Below are 17,520 nucleotides of genomic sequence, written 5' to 3' on the forward strand. Positions count from 1 at the left end.
CTCAATGCTCGATCCCGGCGGCAGCGGCTTCGTCGACCAGCGCCAGCTCGCGGAAACGATCGAGCGAAAAGGCTTCGATCAGCGGGTGCGGGGCGCCGGTGGCGAGCGTGTAGGCAAAGGTCTCGCCGCCTGCCGGGATCGCCTTGAACCCTCCGCCGCCCCAGCCACAGTTGAGGAACAGGCCCGGCACCGGGCTGGCCCCGAGCACCGGCGAGCTGTCGTGCGCATAGTCGACGATACCTGCCCATTGCCGCAGCATCTTGACCCGGCTGAACGACGGGATGAACTCGACGAGCCCGGCGCAAACGGCCCCGGCGGTCGGGATGTTGCCGCGCTGGGCGTAGGAGGCATAGGCGTCGGCATTGCCGCCGAGCACCAGCCCCCCCTTGTCCGACTGGCTGACATAGACGCCGAGCACCGCCGACGAGGCGACAATGTCGAGGACGGGCTTCAGCGGCTCGGAGACGAACGCCTGCAAGGCATAGCTGCGCAGCGGCAGGCGGAACCCGGCCATGTCGGCGAGCACCGTCGAATGGCCCGCGACCGCGACTCCCAGCCGCCCGCAGCCGATCGCGCCGCGCGTCGTCTGGACGCCGGTCACCGCGCCCGACACTGGGTCGCGGTCGATACCGGTGACGCCGCAATTTTGGATGATGTCGACGCCGAGCCGATCGGCGGCGCGGGCATAGCCCCAGACCACCGCGTCGTGGCGCACGGTGCCGGCCCGGCGCTGCAGCATGCCGCCGAGGATCGGGTAGCGCGCCGTCGCCGAGAAATTCATGATCGGGCACAGCGTGCGCGCCTGCTCCGCGGTCACCGTCTCCATGTCGATGCCGTTGAGCACCATGCCGTTGACCAGCCGGCGCTGGAAGTCGACTTCGCCGCGGCTGTGGGCGACGGTCAGCATGCCGCGCTGGCTGAACATGATGTTGAAGTTGAGCTCGCGGCTCAGCCCCTCGTACAGGCTGACCGAGCGATTGAAGAACGCCGCGCTCGACGGGTAATAATAATCGGAGCGGACGATCGTGGTGTTGCGGCCGGTGTTGCCGCCGCCGATCCAGCCCTTCTCGAGCACCGCGACATTGGTCATGCCGTGGTTCTTGGCGAGATAGTAAGCTGTCGCCAGCCCGTGCCCGCCGCCGCCGACGATCACCGCGTCGTAGTGCGCCTTGGGCTCGGGCGAACGCCAAGCCTTGTCCCAGTCGCGGTTGCCGGTCAGCGCGCCACGCAGCAGCGCCAGCGCCGAATAATTGCGGCTCATCGCTGGCGGTCGGCGACGTAGCGGCGGATGTCGAGGCTGTAGTCCTCCATCGGCGAGTAATAGCCGAACTGGTGGACGCGTGCCGACATGCCGCGCTGGACGCGCTCGCACACCGCCCAGTCCTGGCGGTTAACCAGATCCCAGAAGTCGACCGCGTCGGACGGGTCGAATCCGGGCTTCGCGATCGCGTCGGGGTGGAACAGGAAGCGGCACTCGACGCGGGTCCGGTCGGCTGCCGTGGGCCACAACAGGAAGGCGGCGGCGTGGTCACTGGCGACGCTCAGCATCAGGTTGGGGTACAGCAGTTCGCCCTTGTGGCGGACCTTCTCCTCCTCGCTGAGGCCAGGGAAGACATCGCGGTCGGTGGTGCCGCTCATGGTGTACGTAGTGGCACCCTCGCGGTGCGGGATGCCGAGCTCCCAATCCAGGTGGATTCCACCGTTGTTGCGGAACTCCGGGACCACCGCGCACAGCTCCGGATGCACCGGGCCGCAGTGGTAGCATTCGTTGTAATTCTCGAGCGGCAGCTTCCAGTTCGCCGCAACGTCGTAGCTGATGATCTGCACGGTGCGCAGCGCATCGAGCGGATAATTGCCGAGCCGCCGCGGCGCCTGGCCCAAAGTTGCCGCGAAACCGGAAGCGCTCTCAGGTGTCAGGTTGAGGAAGACGAAGCCGCCCCATTCGCCGACGCCGACCGGGTAAAGACTGAAGTCAGCCTTGTCGAAGTCCTCCGCGACGGAGAGGTTAGGTGCCGCCAGCAGCGCCCCATCGAGGCTGTATGCCCAACTGTGATAGGGGCAGCGGATGACCCCGCCGATGACGCCACCGGCCAGCGTCAGGCCCCACTTGGCGTCGTTGCCGGCGTCGCAGATGCGGGCGCCCCGATGGCGGCAGACGTTGTAGTGGGCACGCAGGTCGCCGGCCTTCGTGCGGACCAGCAGGATGCTTTCGCCCGCTACGTCGAGCACGACATGGTCGCCGGGCTGCGGCACGTCTTCGATGCGGGCGGCGCAGAACCATTCGCGGTCGAGGATCGACGCCTTGTCGGCGGCCCAGGCCTGCGGCGTCAGGTAGGCGCTGCTCGGCAGTGAACGCTCCATCGTTCCTGCGCTCCCCGACTCGATCATTGCCGCTCCGCTTATTAGACAGTTGCCTCATAACCCGCTTTGTGTCACTCGTGAAGCGGGAAACTTGAACGGCGCGCGGTGCCGGACATCAAAGGGGTAATCGTTTGGCGCAGCTTGCCGGTCCCGTGCAGCGGTACGACGCCATCGTCGTCGGCGCGGGCCACAACGGGCTGGTCGCCGCCGCCTATCTCGGCAAGGCCGGGCTCAAGGTACTGGTCGTCGAGCGCCGCGCCATCATCGGCGGTGCCTGCGTGACCGAGGAGGTCATCCCCGGCCACCGGGTCTCCTTTACTTCGTACTTCGCCTCGATGCTGATGCCCAAGGTCATCCGCGACCTCGAACTGGCGCGCCACGGCTTGCGGATGGTGGCAAGCGATCCGCTGCTGACGGTGCCGGTCGGCGAGGGCCGGATCATCCGCTGGTGGGCGGACGGCGAGCGCACCGCCGAGGAAATCCGGCGCTATTCGGCCAGGGACGCCGAAGCCTTCCTACGCGTCGACCGCGAACTGAAGGCGCTTGCTGCCTATCTCCAGCCGTTCTTTCTCGAGCCGCCACCAAACCTCGCAGCGCGCGGCCTCGACCGGATCAGCGAGGCGGCGCGGCTGCTCAGGCGGTTCCGCAAGATCAAGGGCAGCGAAGTCTCGCAGCTTATCACCTTCCTGACCGGCAGCCTCGGCGAATATCTCGACCGCCACTTCGAGAGCCCCGAGGTCAAACGCATGTTCCTCGCGAACAATGTCTACGGCAAGCACGGCGGACCCTACGAGCCGGGGTCGGCGGTCGGGCTGCTGTTCCACCTGCTGTCGGGCGGCGACGACAGCGTCCAGGGCTTTGCCGGTCACGTCATCGGCGGCATGGGCGCGATCACCGACGCCATCGCCGCGACCGCGCGCGAGCATGGGGTCGAGATCCGGACCGACGCGCCGGTCGCCTCAATCACGGTTGTGGGTGGCCGGGCGACCGGCGTCGTGCTTGCCGACGGAACGGTCATCGCCGCGAACACCGTGCTTTCGAATGCCGACCCGAAGCGCACCTTCCTCAGCCTGATCGAACCTGGCGCCCTGCCCGAGGACTTCCGCCGCGACATCGCCGCGATCAAGATGGCGGGGCCCTCGGCCAAGCTCAACCTTGCGCTTAGGGGCGAGCCAACGGTGACCGGGCGGCCCGCCGATGCGGACGCACGCGAACGGTCATTGCTGTCGATCGCACCGACGCTGGCCGGAGCGCAGCGCTGCGCCGACATCGCACGGATGGGCGACATCCCCGACGAACTGTGGATCGACTGCGTCATCCCGAGCCTGGTCGACGACAGCCTATGCCCGCCCGGCAAGCACATGATGACGTGCTTCATCCAGTACGTGCCGTTCGAGTTGCGCGAGGGCAATTGGGACGACCGACGCGAGGCCTTTGCGGACTCGATCATCCGCCAGATCGCGGCGCACATGCCCGACCTTCCCGGCCTGATCGAAGGTCGTGTCGTGCTGACCCCGCTCGATCTGGAGCGCACCTACGGCCTGACCGAGGGCAATATCTTCCACGGCGACCTCAATCTCGGCCAATTGTTCTCGATGCGCCCGACCCCGAAATACTCGCAATACCGGACGCCGGTCGCGGGCCTGTACCTCTGCGGGGCCGGTGCGCATCCCGGCGGCGGCGTCACCGGTGCGCCCGGCCATAACGCGGCGGCGCAGGTCCTGCGCGACCGCAAGCGCGGCAAGGCCCGGGCATGAGCGGCGCTGTCGATACCGTCCATCCGCCGCGGGTGATGGGGTTCACCGACGTCACCTTGCTGTACATCGTCACCGGGGTCAGCCTGCGCTGGATCGCCACCGCGGCCGCCGCCGGGCCCGGATCGGTGTTGATCTGGATCGGTGCTTTCCTGCTTTTCTACGTGCCGTTCGCGCTGGCAGTGCTCGAGCTGTCGTCGCGCCACCCCGACGAGGGCGGGCTGTATGCCTGGACACGGCGGGCGTTCGGCGACTTTCCGGGCTTCATCGCGGGCTGGTGCTACTGGACCAGCAACCTGCCCTACTTCCCCGCCGTCTTCTATTTCGCCGCGAGCAACGCACTCTACGTGGGCGGCGCATCGTGGATGGGGCTGGGCCATTCCACCGGCTACTTCATGTGGTTCGCCTTGCTATCGCTCGCCCTGATTGCGGCTCTCAACATCGTCGGTCTGAAGCATGCGCGCTGGCTCCACAACATCGGTGCCTACGGCATGTGGATACCGGTCGCGGTGGTCATCGTCATGGGCGTCGTCTCGTGGGACCGGTTCGGTTCGGCGACCCAGTTCACCGCAACGACGATGGCCCCCAGCTTTCACTTCAAGGACATGGTGTTCTGGGCGTCGCTGGCATTCGCCTTCTCGGGCTGCGAGACCGCGTCGTTCATGAGCGGCGAGATCAAGGACGCGCGGCGGACGATCCCGCGCGCGCTGGTGGTCGCCGGCTTCGTCGTCGCCGCCTGCTACATCCTCGGCACCATCGCCGTGCTGGTCGCGCTGCCGGCGGGGCAAGTCGACAGCCTCGCGGGGCTGATGCAGGCGATCACCGCCACCGCCGCCAAGCTCGGCTGGGTGTGGATCGTGCCCGCGGTCGCGCTGCTGATCACCGTCGGCAACCTCGGTGCGGCGGGCGGCTTCCTTGCGGCGACCTCGCGCATCCCGTTCGCGGTCGGTATCGACAAGATGCTGCCGCCCGCGTTCGGCAGGCTCCACCCGCGCTACGGCACACCCCACGTCGCGATCCTGACGCAGGCCGGGCTGGGCGCCGTCTTCGTCTTCCTCGGGCAGGCCGGGACCAGCGTGAAGGGCGCCTACGACGTGCTGGTCAGCATGGGCATCATCACCGCGTTCATCCCCTTCGTCTTCGTCTTCCTGGCGCTGATCCGCCTGCAGCGCGAACCGGCGGGGCCCGACGTCATCCGGATCCCGGGCGGGCGACCGGTAGCGATCCTGCTCGGCTGCGTCGGGCTGGCAACGACGCTGTGCGCCATTGGCCTGGCGGCAATTCCGGCCGCGGACGAGCCCAACAAGCCGCTAGCGGTGCTCAAGATCGTCGGCCTGACCGCGATCCTGCTCGGCATCGGCTGGACCGTTTACGCTTCATCGAAATGGCGCGCCGCGCGTGCAGCGGTCGCTGCGGCCTGAGCGCGCCTTGTCGACAGCCGCCACGGTTGCGATATCCAGCTGTGTTAAAAGGATAGGCATGGACGACGCAAAGCAGCCGCGACGGCGGGCCAGCCGGCAAGCCCCCGAAGTCCGGCGGCAGGATCTGCTGGCGGTGACGATCTCGTGCCTCGCCCGGCTCGGTCCGCGCGGCACCACGGGGCGCGAGATCTGCCGCCAAGCCGGCGTTTCCCACGGCCTCCTGCGCCATTATTTCACCAACCCGAGCAACCTCCTCCTCGAAACCTACGAGGAGCTTTGCGACAATTTCATCGCGCGCTTCCAGCAGGAACTCGAGGTTCCGCATCCCGATCCTTGGGAAGGCCTCGACAGCTTTTTCTCAGTGCTGTTCTCCGATGAATGGGCGAGCTCCGATATCCTGGGCGCGTGGATGGCGTTCTGGACGCTGGTTAGAAGCAACGAGGAGTTCGCGAGGACCAGCGAAAACTTCAACGGGCGGCTGCGGCAACTGCTCCTGGCCGCCGTCGCGCGCCTGCCCCCGGCGCGCGTTCCGAACGCCGACGTGGCCGCGATTCTGTCGGCGGTGATGGACGGCCTGTGGCTCGACTATTGCCTGTCGCCCGGCCGCCTGCCGCGGGAGCGAGCGCTCGCACTGTGCAGCCTGACACTGCGCCAACTGGTCCCGGAGCCCGCGCGGGTGAAGTTGAACGCAACCGCCTGATGCCGTGACCCGCCGCTCGAACGTCGCGGGGAACGGCAGCGCATTTCAATGTTCGTTGGCATTTCCACCCGCGGAGCTTGTAGCAAGCGAGCCTGTTGATGGAGTGTTCTCACGATGCTTGAGGTGTTTGCGGACGGGTTCGAGCTTCGCCTCGGCGGACAAGTGCTGCTGCGCCACCGCGTCGACTCGCCGTGCCTGTACGCGGGGCGCGGCCGGGCGGACATCACCATGCATCGCGGCCACTTCGACATCGAGGATCACGTCGACGAGCGGGTGGCGCTGCGCCACGTCGAGGTTCAGGCCGACGGCGAGGACTGGATCCTGCGGTTTGCTCCGTTCCAAGGCGTACCGTGGCAGCTCGAACTGCGTCTGTCGGGTGACGCCGACGACGCGGTCCTGCACCTCACCGCACTCGACACGGCGCTCGACCGGCTGTGGCTGCGGGTCGCGGCGGAGCCGGGCGAGCACCTGTTCGGCGGCGGCGAGCAATTTTCGCACCTCGACCTGGCGGGGCGACACTTTCCCTTGTGGTCTTCAGAGCCCGGCGTCGGGCGCGACAAGTCGACCATGCTGACCTGGCAGGCCGACCAGCGCGGCGGCGGCGGGGGGGATTACTACACCACCAACTACCCGCAGCCGACCTGGCTCAGCTCGCGCCGCTACGCCGTCCACGTCGACACAACCGCCTACGCGGCGTTCGATTTCCGCAACCCCGCGTTCCACGAAGTCGAGGTCTGGGGCATCCCCGAGCGCATCGAACTGTGGACGCGAGCCAGCCTGCCGGAGCTGGTGACGGCGCTGTCGACGCGCTTCGGCCGCCAGCCGCCGCTCCCGGACTGGTTGCTCAAGGGCGCTGTGATCGGCCTCAAGGACGGCGCGAACAGCTTCGAGCGGCTGGAAACCTACATCGATGCCGGGGTCGCCGTTTCCGGCCTATGGTGCGAGGACTGGGTCGGCCTGCGCGAGACGAGCTTTGGCAGCCGGCTGTTCTGGGACTGGCAATGGAACGCGGCGCGCTACCCCGACCTGCCGGCGCGCATCGCCGGACTGGCGGCGCGCGGCATCCGCTTCCTCGGCTACGTCAATCCCTACCTCTGCACCGACGGACCGCTGTATGCCGAGGCCGAGGCGGCGGGCTACCTCGTCATGCGACCCGATGCCGACACGGTCTACATCGTCGACTTCGGCGAGTTCGATTGCGGCCATGTCGACTTCACCAACCCCGCCGCTGCTGAATGGTTTGCCGACACGATCATCGGCGGCAACATGCTCGACTTCGGCCTGTCGGGCTGGATGGCGGACTTCGGCGAGTATTTGCCGACCGACGTGCGCCTGGCCAGCGGGCTCGACGGCAGCCTCGCGCACAATGCGTGGCCGGTGCTATGGGCAGAGGTCAACGCGAAGGCCATCGCGTCGCGTGGCAAGACCGGGGAGGCGCTGTTCTTCATGCGCTCGGGCCATGCCGGGGTGCAGCGGCACTGCCCGATGCTGTGGGCCGGGGACCAGGTCGTCGACTTCAGCCGGCACGACGGCATCGGCACGGTGATCTGCGCGGCGCTGTCGTCGGGCCTGCTCGGCAACGCCTATCATCACAGCGATATCGGCGGTTACACCAGCCTGTTCGGCACGGTGCGCACTCCCGAACTGGTGATGCGCTGGGCCGAGATGGCAGCGTTCACCTCGATGATGCGCAGCCACGAGGGCAATCGCCCCCGCCTCAACGTGCAGATCGACAGCGATCCCGAGGTCCTCGCGCATTTCGCCCGGATGACGCGGATCTTCGTGCATCTCGCGCCGTGCCTGCGCCGGCTGTCCGATGCCGCGGTCGCGACCGGCCTGCCCGTGCAACGCCCGTTGTTCCTGCATTTCGAGGACGATCCGCGCTGCTTCGCCGTCCAGACCGCGTTCCTGTACGGTCCCGACCTGCTGGTGGCTCCTGTCCTCGAGGCTGGCTGCCAGACCTGGCCGGTCTACCTGCCCGCCGGAGCGGACTGGATCGAGGTCTGGACCGGTGCGGCGCACACCGGCGGGCAGGACATCGTCGTCGACGCCCCGCTCGGCCGGCCACCCTTGTTCTATCGCGCCTCGGCAGCGGACGCCGTGTTGTTCGCGGACATCGCGGCGGTCATGTGATCACACCAGCGGACCGTGGTCGATGCGCGGCAGGACGTGGCGCGCGAACAGGTCGGCCTCGGCGGCATGCGGATAGCCCGACAGGATGAACGCCTCCATACCCATGGCGCGGTAGCGTTCGAGCTTGGCCAGCACCTGGTCGGGATCGCCGACGATCGCGGCGCCGCAACCCGAGCGCGCCCGGCCGATGCCCGTCCACAGGTTCGCTTCCGCGTAGCCATCGTCGCTGGCACCCTCGCGCAAAGCCGCCTGCGCCTTGACCCCGACCGAGGCGGCGTCGAGCGACTTGGCGCGGATGGTTGCTCCGGTGGCGGCGTCGAGTTTCGACAGCAGGCGATCGGCCGCAGCGCGCGCCTCGGCCTCGGTATCACGGACCACGACATGCGCGCGGTAGCCAAAGCGCAGCGTCCGGCCGTGCTTCGCGGCGCGCGCGGTCATGTCGGCGATGATCTCGGCGACCACCGCTTCCTTGTCGGGCCACATCAGGTAGACGTCGCAACCCTGCGCTGCGGCTTCGCGCGCGTCGGGCGACAGGCCGCCAAAATAGAGCAGCGGCGGCTCGCCCGACAGCGTGCCGATGCGGGGCGGATCGACCTTGAGCTTCCAGAATTCGCCGTCATGGTCGAGCGGCTGGCCAGCAAGCAGGGTCTTCAGGATCTGCATCGCCTCGAGCGTGCGGGCATACCGCGGCGCCGAGGCGAGGGTCTCGCCGGGCATCTCCGACGAGATGATGTTGACCGTGAGTCGCCCGCCCAGCAGCCGGTCGATGGTCGCGATCTGCCGCGCCAGCTGCGGCGGCCAGCTCTCGCCGATCCGCACCGCCATCAGCAGCCGCATGCGCTTGAGCAGGGGCGCGACGGCGGCGGCGAAGGCCGTGGTGTCGATGCCCAGCGCATAGCCCGAGGGCAGCAGGATGTTGTCGAAGCCGCCGGTCTCGGCCTGCATGACGATGTCCCGGCAATGCTCCCAGCTCGACTGCAGCTTGGTGTCGGGGACGCCCAGGAACTCGTAGTCGTCGTCGCACAGCGCGGAGAACCAGCTGATTTCGCAGGGCTTCATGGCAGCGTCTCCTCCATCGAGGCTTGCAGCACCGCATACCACTCTGCGCGGGTCCAGCGGGGCTTCAGCGCCAGCGGGATCTCGGCGATACGCGCGACGTCCTGCGTCCCGACGATCGGGATCGGGGCGGCCGGATGCGCCATGATCCAACTGTAGGCGACGGCAGAGCGCAGCACGTCGTACTCGGCTGCCTTGGCGTCGAGCAGGGCCACGACGGCCTGGCTGCGCGCGTCCTTGGGGGCAGCGAGCCGCCCGCCGGCAAACGGCGACCACGCGAGCACCGCCATGTTCGTCGCCATCGCCTGGTCGAAGATCCCGTCGAATAGCGGGTCGAGCGTCAGCGCCGAGAATTCGGGCTGGTGGCTCGCCAGCGGCAGGCTGAGATGCGCCGCGAGTGCCTCGGTCTGGGCGACCGTATGGTTCGAGACACCGACCGCCGCGATCTTGCCGGCGCGGTGTGCGTCCTCGAGCGCCCGCGCGACCTCGGCGGGATGCGTCAGCATGTCGTGGCGATGGATCTGCCACAGGTCGAGGCGCTCGATACCGAGGCGGCTCAGCGACGCGTCGATCGCGCTTTTCACGTAGGCGGCGCTGGAATCGTAGGGCGTGCCGATGACGATGCCGCCCTTGCTGGCCAGCACGATGCGGTCGCGCAGGCCCGGCGCCTCGGCGAAGACGCGGCCGAGCAGGGCTTCGGCGGCACCGAACGCTTCACTGTTGTCGGGGCCATAGATGTCCGCGGTGTCGAACAGCGTCACGCCCGCCGCCAGCGCCGCCTCGACCCGAGCGCGGGCAGCACGGGGGTCGTCGCCGGCAAAGCGCCACATGCCCCACGCCAGCGGGGCGACCGAGGCGCCGTCACGGCCGAGGGTGCGCTGTGCGGGTGCGGGAAGTTGTGCAGTCATGTCGTCTCCATTCAGTGTGCCAGCATCGCGGGCGCATCCGCGTCCGGGGCTTCGTCGATCGGCGTTATGCGCGGCATGACGAGGTGGATCGCGAGCAGCGCGACGAGGTACGAGCCGGCGCAAATGTACAGCATCGGCGCGTAGCCGTGCCCCGTCTGCAGCGACCAGCCGGCGAACTCGATCATCGCCATGCCGCTCAAATTGCCCGCGAACGCCGCGATGCCGATCGCCGACCCGACGATCCGCGCCGGGAACAGGTCCGTGCTCAGCCCGAAGATGTTCACCGAGAAGCCCTGGTGCGCAAACAGCGCGACACCGAGTAGCAGCGCCGCGGTCCAGGCGTCACCCGCATACAGCACCAGGGGCACCGGCAGGATCAGCAGCGCATACAGCAGCATCGTCGACTTGCGCGCGACGTTGAGGCTGACGCCCCGCGCGATGAGTCGCGACGGCAGATAGCCGCCGGTGATCGCGCCCATCGCCGCGAGCACGTAGACGAAGGCGACCGGCAGCCCGAGCGTGCCCTGGCTCAGCCCGAAGACGCGGTGGAACAGGTCGGGCATGAAGAAAAGCAGGAACCACCAGACCTGATCGGTCAGCGCCTTGCCGACGATCAGCGTCCACTGGCGACGATCCCGGAGCAGCGCCGCCCAGGCAATCCGCGGGTTGCCACGCTCGCTGTCGGCACCCGGCACCGCCGGCAGGCGCACCACAAGCCACGCCACCACCCAGACCAGCCCGAGCCCGCCCGCGAGCAGGAAGGTCGACCGCCAGCCGTAGGCCACCGCCATCAGCGGGATCAGCAAGGGCGTGAGGACCGCACCGACGTTGGGCGCGGTGTTGCCGATGCCGATGACCAGGCTGCGCTCGCGGGCGCTGAAGTAGGTCGCGGCTGTCTTGACCGCGGCCGGGGTCCCGATCGATTCGGCGGCCCCGAGCACGGCGCGTACGCCGACGAAGCCCGCGACGCTGGTCACCAGCGCATGCGCCATCGCGGCAAGGCTCCAGATGCCGACCCCGAGCGCGAAGCCGCGACGCAGGCCGACGCGGTCGATGAACCAGCCGGTACCGAGGAAGGCCAGCGCCGCCGCGAACTGGAAGGCCGAGGCCATGTGGCTATAGTCGCGCTCGCTCCAGTCGAACTCGGTTTGCAGCGTCGGCTTGAGCAGCGCGATGATCTGGCGGTCGACGTAGTTCAGGACGATCGCCACGAAGACGAGCACCACGATCAGCCATCGTCGCCGGTCGGTCATCGGTCTCGTCGCCATTCGTACCCCCCGCTAGGATTATTGTTACCAACCTGATATCGATATCAGAGGCCTTTTGACAGGGCTAAGTTTGGGGGAACGCACGTGCTGGGCGCCGTCTCGAAAAGCCGGCCGCCGACAGCCGCGGACCTCTACGGCGATGTCGGCCCCGAGCTGGGATGGCGGAGCTATGTTCCCGGGCTGGCGGTCACCGCGGCGGCAGCACTGGCGGCGGGTTATCTCGCCGATCACTACCGCGCTCCGCTGACGCTGATGGCGTTGCTGATCGGGCTGGCGCTCAATTTCCTCAACGCCGACGCACGCCTCGCGCCAGGGCTGGCCTTTGCCTCGCGGACCTTGCTCAGGGTCGGCATCGTCCTCGTCGGGTTCCAGGTCACCTTCGGCCAGATGATTGACCTCGGGCCCGGTGCGCTGGTGGCGATCGTGGTGATCGTCGCGCTGACGATGGCAGTGGCGCTGGTCACCGCGCGGGCGCTGGGGTTCAGCGCCGCCTTCGGCACGCTGGCCGGCGGCGCGGTCGCGATCTGTGGCGCGTCCGCGGCGATGGCCCTGGCGACACTGCTCGGCGAGCGCCGGATCAGCCAGGCGCAGCTTGCACTCGTGCTCGTCGTCGTCTCGGCGCTGAGTTCGCTGGCGATGTTCTTCTATCCGATCATCGCAGCCCAGTTCGGGCTCAGCGACGTTGCCGCAGGCTTCCTGATCGGCGCGTCGATCCACGATGTCGCGCAGGCCCTGGGGGCGGGCTACGCCTATTCGCACCTCGCCGGGCAGACCGCCGCGATCGTCAAACTGACGCGCGTCGCACTGCTTGCACCGGTGCTGGCGATCGTCGCGATGGCCTTCCCTTCGGAGCGCCGCAAGGGCCTCGCCGGGCTGGCACCACCATGGTTCGTGCTCGGCTTCTTCGCCGTCGCCGCGCTCAACTCGACGATCGACTTTCCCGCGGCGGTCGGGACCGTCACCCGGTCCGGCACCGCGGGGCTGCTGGCGTGCGCGGTGGCGGCGACCGGCATCCGCTCGCCGATGAAGAGCCTGCTCGGCACCAGCATGCGCCCGATGGTGGTGCTGCTGGTCGCCACCCTCGCCGCGCTGGCATTGGGCAGTGCCGTCGCGAAGTTGGTGATCGACTAGGCCGACGGCGGCGCGGTCGAGGCGCGGACGATCAGTTCGTGCGACTGCCGTCGCTCCTCGGCGACCTCGCCGGGGTCGAGCAGGAGGTCGGCGGCGGCATAGCCCAGCGCCCACGTCGGCTGCCGGATCGTGGTCAGCGATGGCCAGACGAAGCGCGCCAGGTCGATATCGTCGAAACCGGCGACCGACAGCCGCTCGGGCACCGTGATACCCCGGCGATGCGCGGTGGCGAGCACGCCCGCGGCCATCTCGTCGCTGCTGGCGAAGATCGCGGACGGTGGTGTCGGCAGGTCGAGCAGGGTTTCCGCGGCATCCGCGCCCGACTGGAAATCGAACTTGCCGCCCTGCACGAGGTCGGGCTCGAAGGTGAGGCCGGCGCGCTCGAGGGCCCGGTGATACCCGGCCAGCCGCTGTCCGGTAACGCCGTAGTCCGGGTGGCCGAGGATCATCGCGATGCGGCGGTGGCCGAGCCCGGCGAGGTAGGTCGTCATGTCGTCCGCCGCCTGGACATTGTCGATGCACGTCGACGCGGTCGCCCCGGGATCATCGCCCGGCTGGATGCGGACGAAAGGGATGCCGCGCCGCGACAGCATCTCGGTGACCCGCTTCACGTCGCAGACGGGCGGCGTCAGGATGATCCCGTCGAGGTCGCCCTGGTCGATCAACCCCATGATATCGGCGACCAATGTCGGCGAATACACGTCGCAGGGCTGCACGATCATCCGGAACCCGCCCGCCTCGCAGCGCGCGCGGACGCCCGCCTGCATGCTGTAGACATAATACGGGCTGGGGTTGTCGTGGATCAGCCCGATCTGGAAGGAGTGCCGCGCGCGCAGGGTTCGCGCCGCGTGGCTGGGGCGGTAGTTCAGCAGCGCCACCGCATCCTGGACGCGGCGGCGCTTGTCCTCGCTGACGTAGCGCTCGTCGTTGAGCACCCGCGACACGGTCTGGACCGAGACGTCCGCGGCCGCCGCTACATCCTTGATCCGAATTCGGGCCACGCCGGCAATCTTCCACAATCTGAATTCGCATCTGGGAGCCGGTGTTTGACGCGATAGGCCGGCTTTGCGCAATGCCGGCGAGATGTGTAGCGGGGCCTGCCAATGTCAGGCTCCCCTCCCTTCGCCCTCGGTCTCGATTTCGGCACCACCAACTCCGTCGCGGCGATCGCCCGCGACGGCGTGTCGACTCTCGCCACGTTCGACACGCCCGGCGTCTCCGAGACCGCTTTCCGCTCGGCGCTGTGCTTCTGGGAGGAGGAAGCGGTGCGGGGCGGCATCGCGGTCGAGGCCGGGCCATGGGCGATCGCCGAGTATCTGGAGTTCCCGCAGGCCAGCCGCTTCCTGCAGTCCTTCAAGTCGGTCGCCGCCAATGCCGGCTTCGAGCACGCGACGATCTTCGAGCGGCGCTACAAGTTTGAGGACCTCGGCCGGACCTTCCTCGCGAAGATGGCGGCCCGCGCCGGCGGTGCCCTCGACGGCGCGGCGCGCATCGTCGTCGGACGGCCGGTGGTCTATGCTGGCCATGCCCCCGACGAGGCGCTGGCGCGGCGACGCTACGACGCGATGTTCGACGGGCTCGGGGCCGACCTGCACTATGTCTACGAGCCGCTCGGCGCGGCCTTCAGCTATGCGTCGAGGATCAGCGACCCCGCGACGATCCTGGTTGCGGACTTCGGCGGCGGCACCAGCGACTTCTCGGTCGTGCGGATCGAGGCACCGGGCGCGGCGCAGCGTTGCGTGCCGCTCGGCCACGCCGGTGTCGGTATCGCCGGCGACCGCTTCGATGCCCGGATCGTCGATCAGCTGGTCATGCCGCTGCTCGGCAAGGGCGGCAGCTACCGCTCGTTCGACAAGGTGCTGGAGATCCCGAACGGCCACTTCGCCGACTTCGCCGACTGGTCGCGGCTGGCGCTGATGCACAACCGCCGGACGATGGCCGAGCTCGAGGCGCTGCGCCGGTCGGCGCTCGACCCCGACGCCATCGGCCGCCTGATCGCGGTGATCGAGCAGGAACTCGGTTTCCGGCTGTACCAGGCAGTCGACCGCGTGAAGCGCGACCTGTCCGCCGCCGACCGGGCGAGCTTCCGCTTCAGCGGCGCCGGCCTTGCCGTCGAGGCGGAGGTGACGCGCGAGGCCTTCGAAGCGTGGATTGCCCCCGATATCCAGCAGATCGAACTCGCCGTCGACCGCGCGCTGGCGATGGCCGCAACCGACCCCACGGCCATCGACCGGATTTTCCTGACCGGCGGCGCCTCGCTGACCCCGCGCATCGTCCGGTTGTTCACGGAGCGCTTCGGGAGCGAGCGCATCGCGACCGGTGGCGAACTGACCTCGATCGCACACGGCCTCGCCCTGATCGGCGAGCAGGACGACCTGACCGTCTGGTCGGCACTCTAGACGTCGCCGAGCGCCTCGAAATCATCGTCGCCCGCACCGATGTCGACGAACTGCTGGAGCAGCCACGACGCCGCCGGCCCCGGCGGCACGTCGCGCCGCCAGATGCCGGCGAAGCGGTAGATGCCGCCGGGATGATCGGGCATCGCCAGCCGCACCAGCGTCCCGGCGAGCAGGTCGCCCGCGATCATCGGCAACGGCATGTTGCCCCAGCCGACCCCCTCGCGGAGCAGCGCATGCTTGGCCCCGAGATCGGCGAGCCGCCACGTTCGCGGGCTCATCACCGAGAAGTCCCGGCCCTCCGTCAGCGGTGAGCGATCGGTCAGCACGAGCTGGATGTACTCGCGGCCCGCACCCGGCGCGATCCGTTCGAGCCGCGCCAGCGGATGGTCGGGCGCAGCGACCGGTACCAGCGGCAGCGACCCGGCCGACAGGCTCTCGAGTTCCCCGATGCCGGCGATCAACGGCCCGGAGATGCCGAGCACCGCTTTCTGTTCGAGGACAAGCGACGCGACCGCGCCGAGCGCCTCCACGTACAGCCGCAGGCTCACCGTCGGGAACTCGACGTTGAAGCTGCGCAGCACGCTGCCGAGTCGCTCGGCCGGCAGCATCACGTCGACCGCGAGGTTGACCTCCGCCTCGAGCCCTTCGAGCATGCCCTTCACCTTGGCGCGCAGGCCGTCGAAGCCCTCGCCGATCGCCCGCGCCTCGGCCAGCACCGCCTGCCCTGCGACCGTCAGCTTCGGCCGGCGCGTGCTTTCGCGGTCGAACAGCAGCACGCCGAGCTGCGCCTCGAGGTTGGCGATGCCGTAGCTGATCACCGACACGGCCCGGTTGAGCTGGCGGCCCGCGCCCGCGAAACTGCCGCTGTCGACGACCGCAAGGAACGTCCGCAGCTGCTCGTAGGTCGGTGTGCCCGGATTTGCCATTTCAACTTTCTCGAACGGTCAGCCAGACTTTATCGCTCTAATCGCGCAAGTCGAGAGCGCCTATCTCGGTGCCACGGCGCGGTTCGAACCGCCCACAGCAGGAGACAAGACATGATCGAAGTTCGTCCCTTCACCGGCCTCGGCGGCGCGGACCATGGCTGGCTCAACGCCAAGCACCACTTCAGCTTTGCCAGCTTCCACGACCCCAAGCGCATGAACTGGGGCTCGCTGCGCGTCTGGAACGACGACACCATCGCCCCGAAGACCGGCTTCCCGCCCCACCCGCACCGCGACATGGAGATCATCACCTACGTCCGCGAGGGTGCCATCACCCACAAGGACAACCTCGGTAACGAGGGCCGCACCGAAGCGGGCGACGTCCAGGTCATGTCGGCGGGCACCGGGATCACCCACTCCGAGTACAACCAGGAGGACGTGACCACGAAGATCTTCCAGATCTGGATCCAGCCAAGCCGCACCGGCGAGAAGCCGGCGTGGGGTGCCAAGCCCTTCCCCAAGGGCGAGCGCTCGGGCCAGTTCGTGGTGCTGGCCAGCGGCTTCGACAACGACAACGACGCGCTGCCGATCCGCACCGACGCCCGCGTCGTCGGTGCCAGCCTGAAGGCGGGCGAGAGCGCCGAGTATCCGCTCGGTGCGACCCGCCGCGGCTATCTGGTGCCCGCCACCGGCGCGGTGACGATCGACGGCCAGCGCATCGGTGCCCGTGACGGTGCGGCGATTACTGGCGTCGAGACGCTCCGTGTCACCGCACTCGAGGACAGCGAAATCGTCCTCGTCGACGCCGCCTGAACCCGACTCTAGACTGCACTTGAAAAGGACACGCTCATGAAGACTATCGCTATCTCGATCCTCGCCCTCACCGTCGCCAGCCCGCTGCTGGCGCAGGCGACCAAGGACACTGCCACCGTCCAGGCCGGCAGCTACAAGACCGATCCGAACCACGCCCTGGTGCAATTCGAGGTCAACCACCTCGGCTTCACGCAGTTCTTCGGCACCTTCCCCGCCGCGACCGGCACGCTGAGCCTCGATCCGAAGAACATCGGCGCGTCGAAGCTCGACGTCTCGGTGCCGGTCGAGCGGGTCTCGACGACCAACGCCAAGCTCGACGACGAGCTACGCAGTGCCGACTGGTTCGACGCAGCGAAGTATCCGACGATCCGCTTCGTCTCGACCAAGGTCACCCGCACCGGCCCGACGACCGCGAAGATCGCCGGCACGCTGACCCTGCACGGTGTCAGCAAGCCGTTCGTGCTCGACGCCAGCTTCATCGGCGCCGGCCCCAACCCGCTGTCGAAGGCCTATACCGTCGGCTTCAAGGCGACCGGGCAGATCAAGCGCACGGAGTTCGGCGTCAGCAAGTACGCGCCGCTGGTCAGCGACGAGGTCACGATCACCATCGCGGCCCCGTTCGAAAAGGCCAATTAGGGAGAACCGGCCGCCTG

15 protein-coding genes are annotated in these 17,520 nt (G+C 68.4%); 8 read left to right on the forward strand and 7 right to left on the reverse strand.

What is annotated here, in order from left to right; genetic code table 11:
• Position 1 precedes the first annotated feature (1 nt).
• A complete protein-coding gene (locus tag KX816_11845; protein ID QXQ04983.1) occupies positions 2-1,261 on the reverse strand; it encodes a sarcosine oxidase subunit beta family protein in 1,260 nt (419 codons plus the stop codon).
• Positions 1,258-2,361, reverse strand: a complete 1,104-nt coding sequence (locus KX816_11850) for an aromatic ring-hydroxylating dioxygenase subunit alpha (protein QXQ04984.1) — start codon at positions 2,359-2,361, stop codon at positions 1,258-1,260. The genes KX816_11845 and KX816_11850 overlap by 4 nt, the downstream gene beginning before the upstream one ends.
• A 131-nt stretch (positions 2,362-2,492) precedes the next feature.
• Between KX816_11850 and KX816_11855 the strand changes: the two genes are divergently transcribed.
• The 4 genes from KX816_11855 (at position 2,493) to KX816_11870 (ending at position 8,369) form a co-directional block, all read left to right on the forward strand.
• Positions 2,493-4,118, forward strand: a complete 1,626-nt coding sequence (locus KX816_11855; GenBank protein ID QXQ04985.1) for an NAD(P)/FAD-dependent oxidoreductase — start codon at positions 2,493-2,495, stop codon at positions 4,116-4,118.
• Complete coding sequence (locus KX816_11860) at positions 4,115-5,536, forward strand: APC family permease (GenBank protein QXQ04986.1); 1,422 nt, start codon at positions 4,115-4,117, stop codon at positions 5,534-5,536. The genes KX816_11855 and KX816_11860 overlap by 4 nt, the downstream gene beginning before the upstream one ends.
• 58 nt (positions 5,537-5,594) lie before the next feature.
• The gene (locus KX816_11865; protein ID QXQ04987.1) at positions 5,595-6,236 is read left to right on the forward strand and encodes a TetR family transcriptional regulator C-terminal domain-containing protein; all 642 of its coding nucleotides are present in this window, start codon (positions 5,595-5,597) and stop codon (positions 6,234-6,236) included.
• A gap of 114 nt (positions 6,237-6,350) precedes the next feature.
• Positions 6,351-8,369, forward strand: a complete 2,019-nt coding sequence (locus KX816_11870; protein QXQ04988.1) for an alpha-glucosidase — start codon at positions 6,351-6,353, stop codon at positions 8,367-8,369.
• Here KX816_11870 and KX816_11875 read toward each other — a convergent pair whose 3' ends face one another.
• From KX816_11875 to KX816_11885, 3 genes are all read right to left on the reverse strand, one after another.
• Positions 8,370-9,428 (reverse strand): LLM class flavin-dependent oxidoreductase, encoded by a 1,059-nt coding sequence (locus KX816_11875; protein QXQ04989.1) that lies wholly within the window; start codon positions 9,426-9,428, stop codon positions 8,370-8,372. It abuts the gene before it with no gap.
• Positions 9,425-10,255, reverse strand: a complete 831-nt coding sequence (locus KX816_11880) for an aldo/keto reductase (protein ID QXQ08535.1) — start codon at positions 10,253-10,255, stop codon at positions 9,425-9,427. The genes KX816_11875 and KX816_11880 overlap by 4 nt, the downstream gene beginning before the upstream one ends.
• Before the next feature lie 89 nt (positions 10,256-10,344).
• The gene (locus KX816_11885) at positions 10,345-11,586 is read right to left on the reverse strand and encodes an MFS transporter (GenBank protein ID QXQ08536.1); all 1,242 of its coding nucleotides are present in this window, start codon (positions 11,584-11,586) and stop codon (positions 10,345-10,347) included.
• A 102-nt stretch (positions 11,587-11,688) separates the two neighbouring features.
• Here KX816_11885 and KX816_11890 point away from each other — a divergent pair, with 102 nt between their 5' ends.
• Positions 11,689-12,732, forward strand: coding sequence for a putative sulfate exporter family transporter (locus KX816_11890; protein ID QXQ08537.1), 1,044 nt, complete (start codon positions 11,689-11,691; stop codon positions 12,730-12,732).
• Here the strand turns inward: KX816_11890 and KX816_11895 are convergent.
• Positions 12,729-13,733: a LacI family DNA-binding transcriptional regulator gene (locus tag KX816_11895; GenBank protein ID QXQ04990.1), complete on the reverse strand. Its 1,005-nt coding sequence runs from the start codon at positions 13,731-13,733 to the stop codon at positions 12,729-12,731. The genes KX816_11890 and KX816_11895 overlap by 4 nt on opposite strands.
• Before the next feature lie 102 nt (positions 13,734-13,835).
• Between KX816_11895 and KX816_11900 the strand changes: the two genes are divergently transcribed.
• Positions 13,836-15,131 (forward strand): Hsp70 family protein, encoded by a 1,296-nt coding sequence (locus KX816_11900; GenBank protein QXQ04991.1) that lies wholly within the window; start codon positions 13,836-13,838, stop codon positions 15,129-15,131.
• On the opposite strand, the gene KX816_11905 is transcribed toward KX816_11900, so the two are convergent.
• Positions 15,128-16,057 (reverse strand): LysR family transcriptional regulator, encoded by a 930-nt coding sequence (locus tag KX816_11905; protein QXQ04992.1) that lies wholly within the window; start codon positions 16,055-16,057, stop codon positions 15,128-15,130. The two genes, KX816_11900 and KX816_11905, sit on opposite strands and share 4 nt — an antisense overlap.
• Positions 16,058-16,168: 111 nt before the next feature.
• On the opposite strand from KX816_11905, the gene KX816_11910 reads away from it, so the two are divergent.
• Entirely contained in the window at positions 16,169-16,867 is a 699-nt protein-coding gene (locus tag KX816_11910) for a pirin family protein (protein ID QXQ04993.1), read from the forward strand.
• Positions 16,868-16,903: 36 nt separating this feature from the next.
• Entirely contained in the window at positions 16,904-17,503 is a 600-nt protein-coding gene (locus tag KX816_11915; protein ID QXQ04994.1) for a YceI family protein, read from the forward strand.
• The last annotated feature ends 17 nt before the right edge of the window (positions 17,504-17,520 follow it).

This window comes from Sphingosinicellaceae bacterium, from assembly GCA_019285715.1.
Taxonomy (GTDB): Bacteria; Pseudomonadota; Alphaproteobacteria; order Sphingomonadales; family Sphingomonadaceae; genus Glacieibacterium.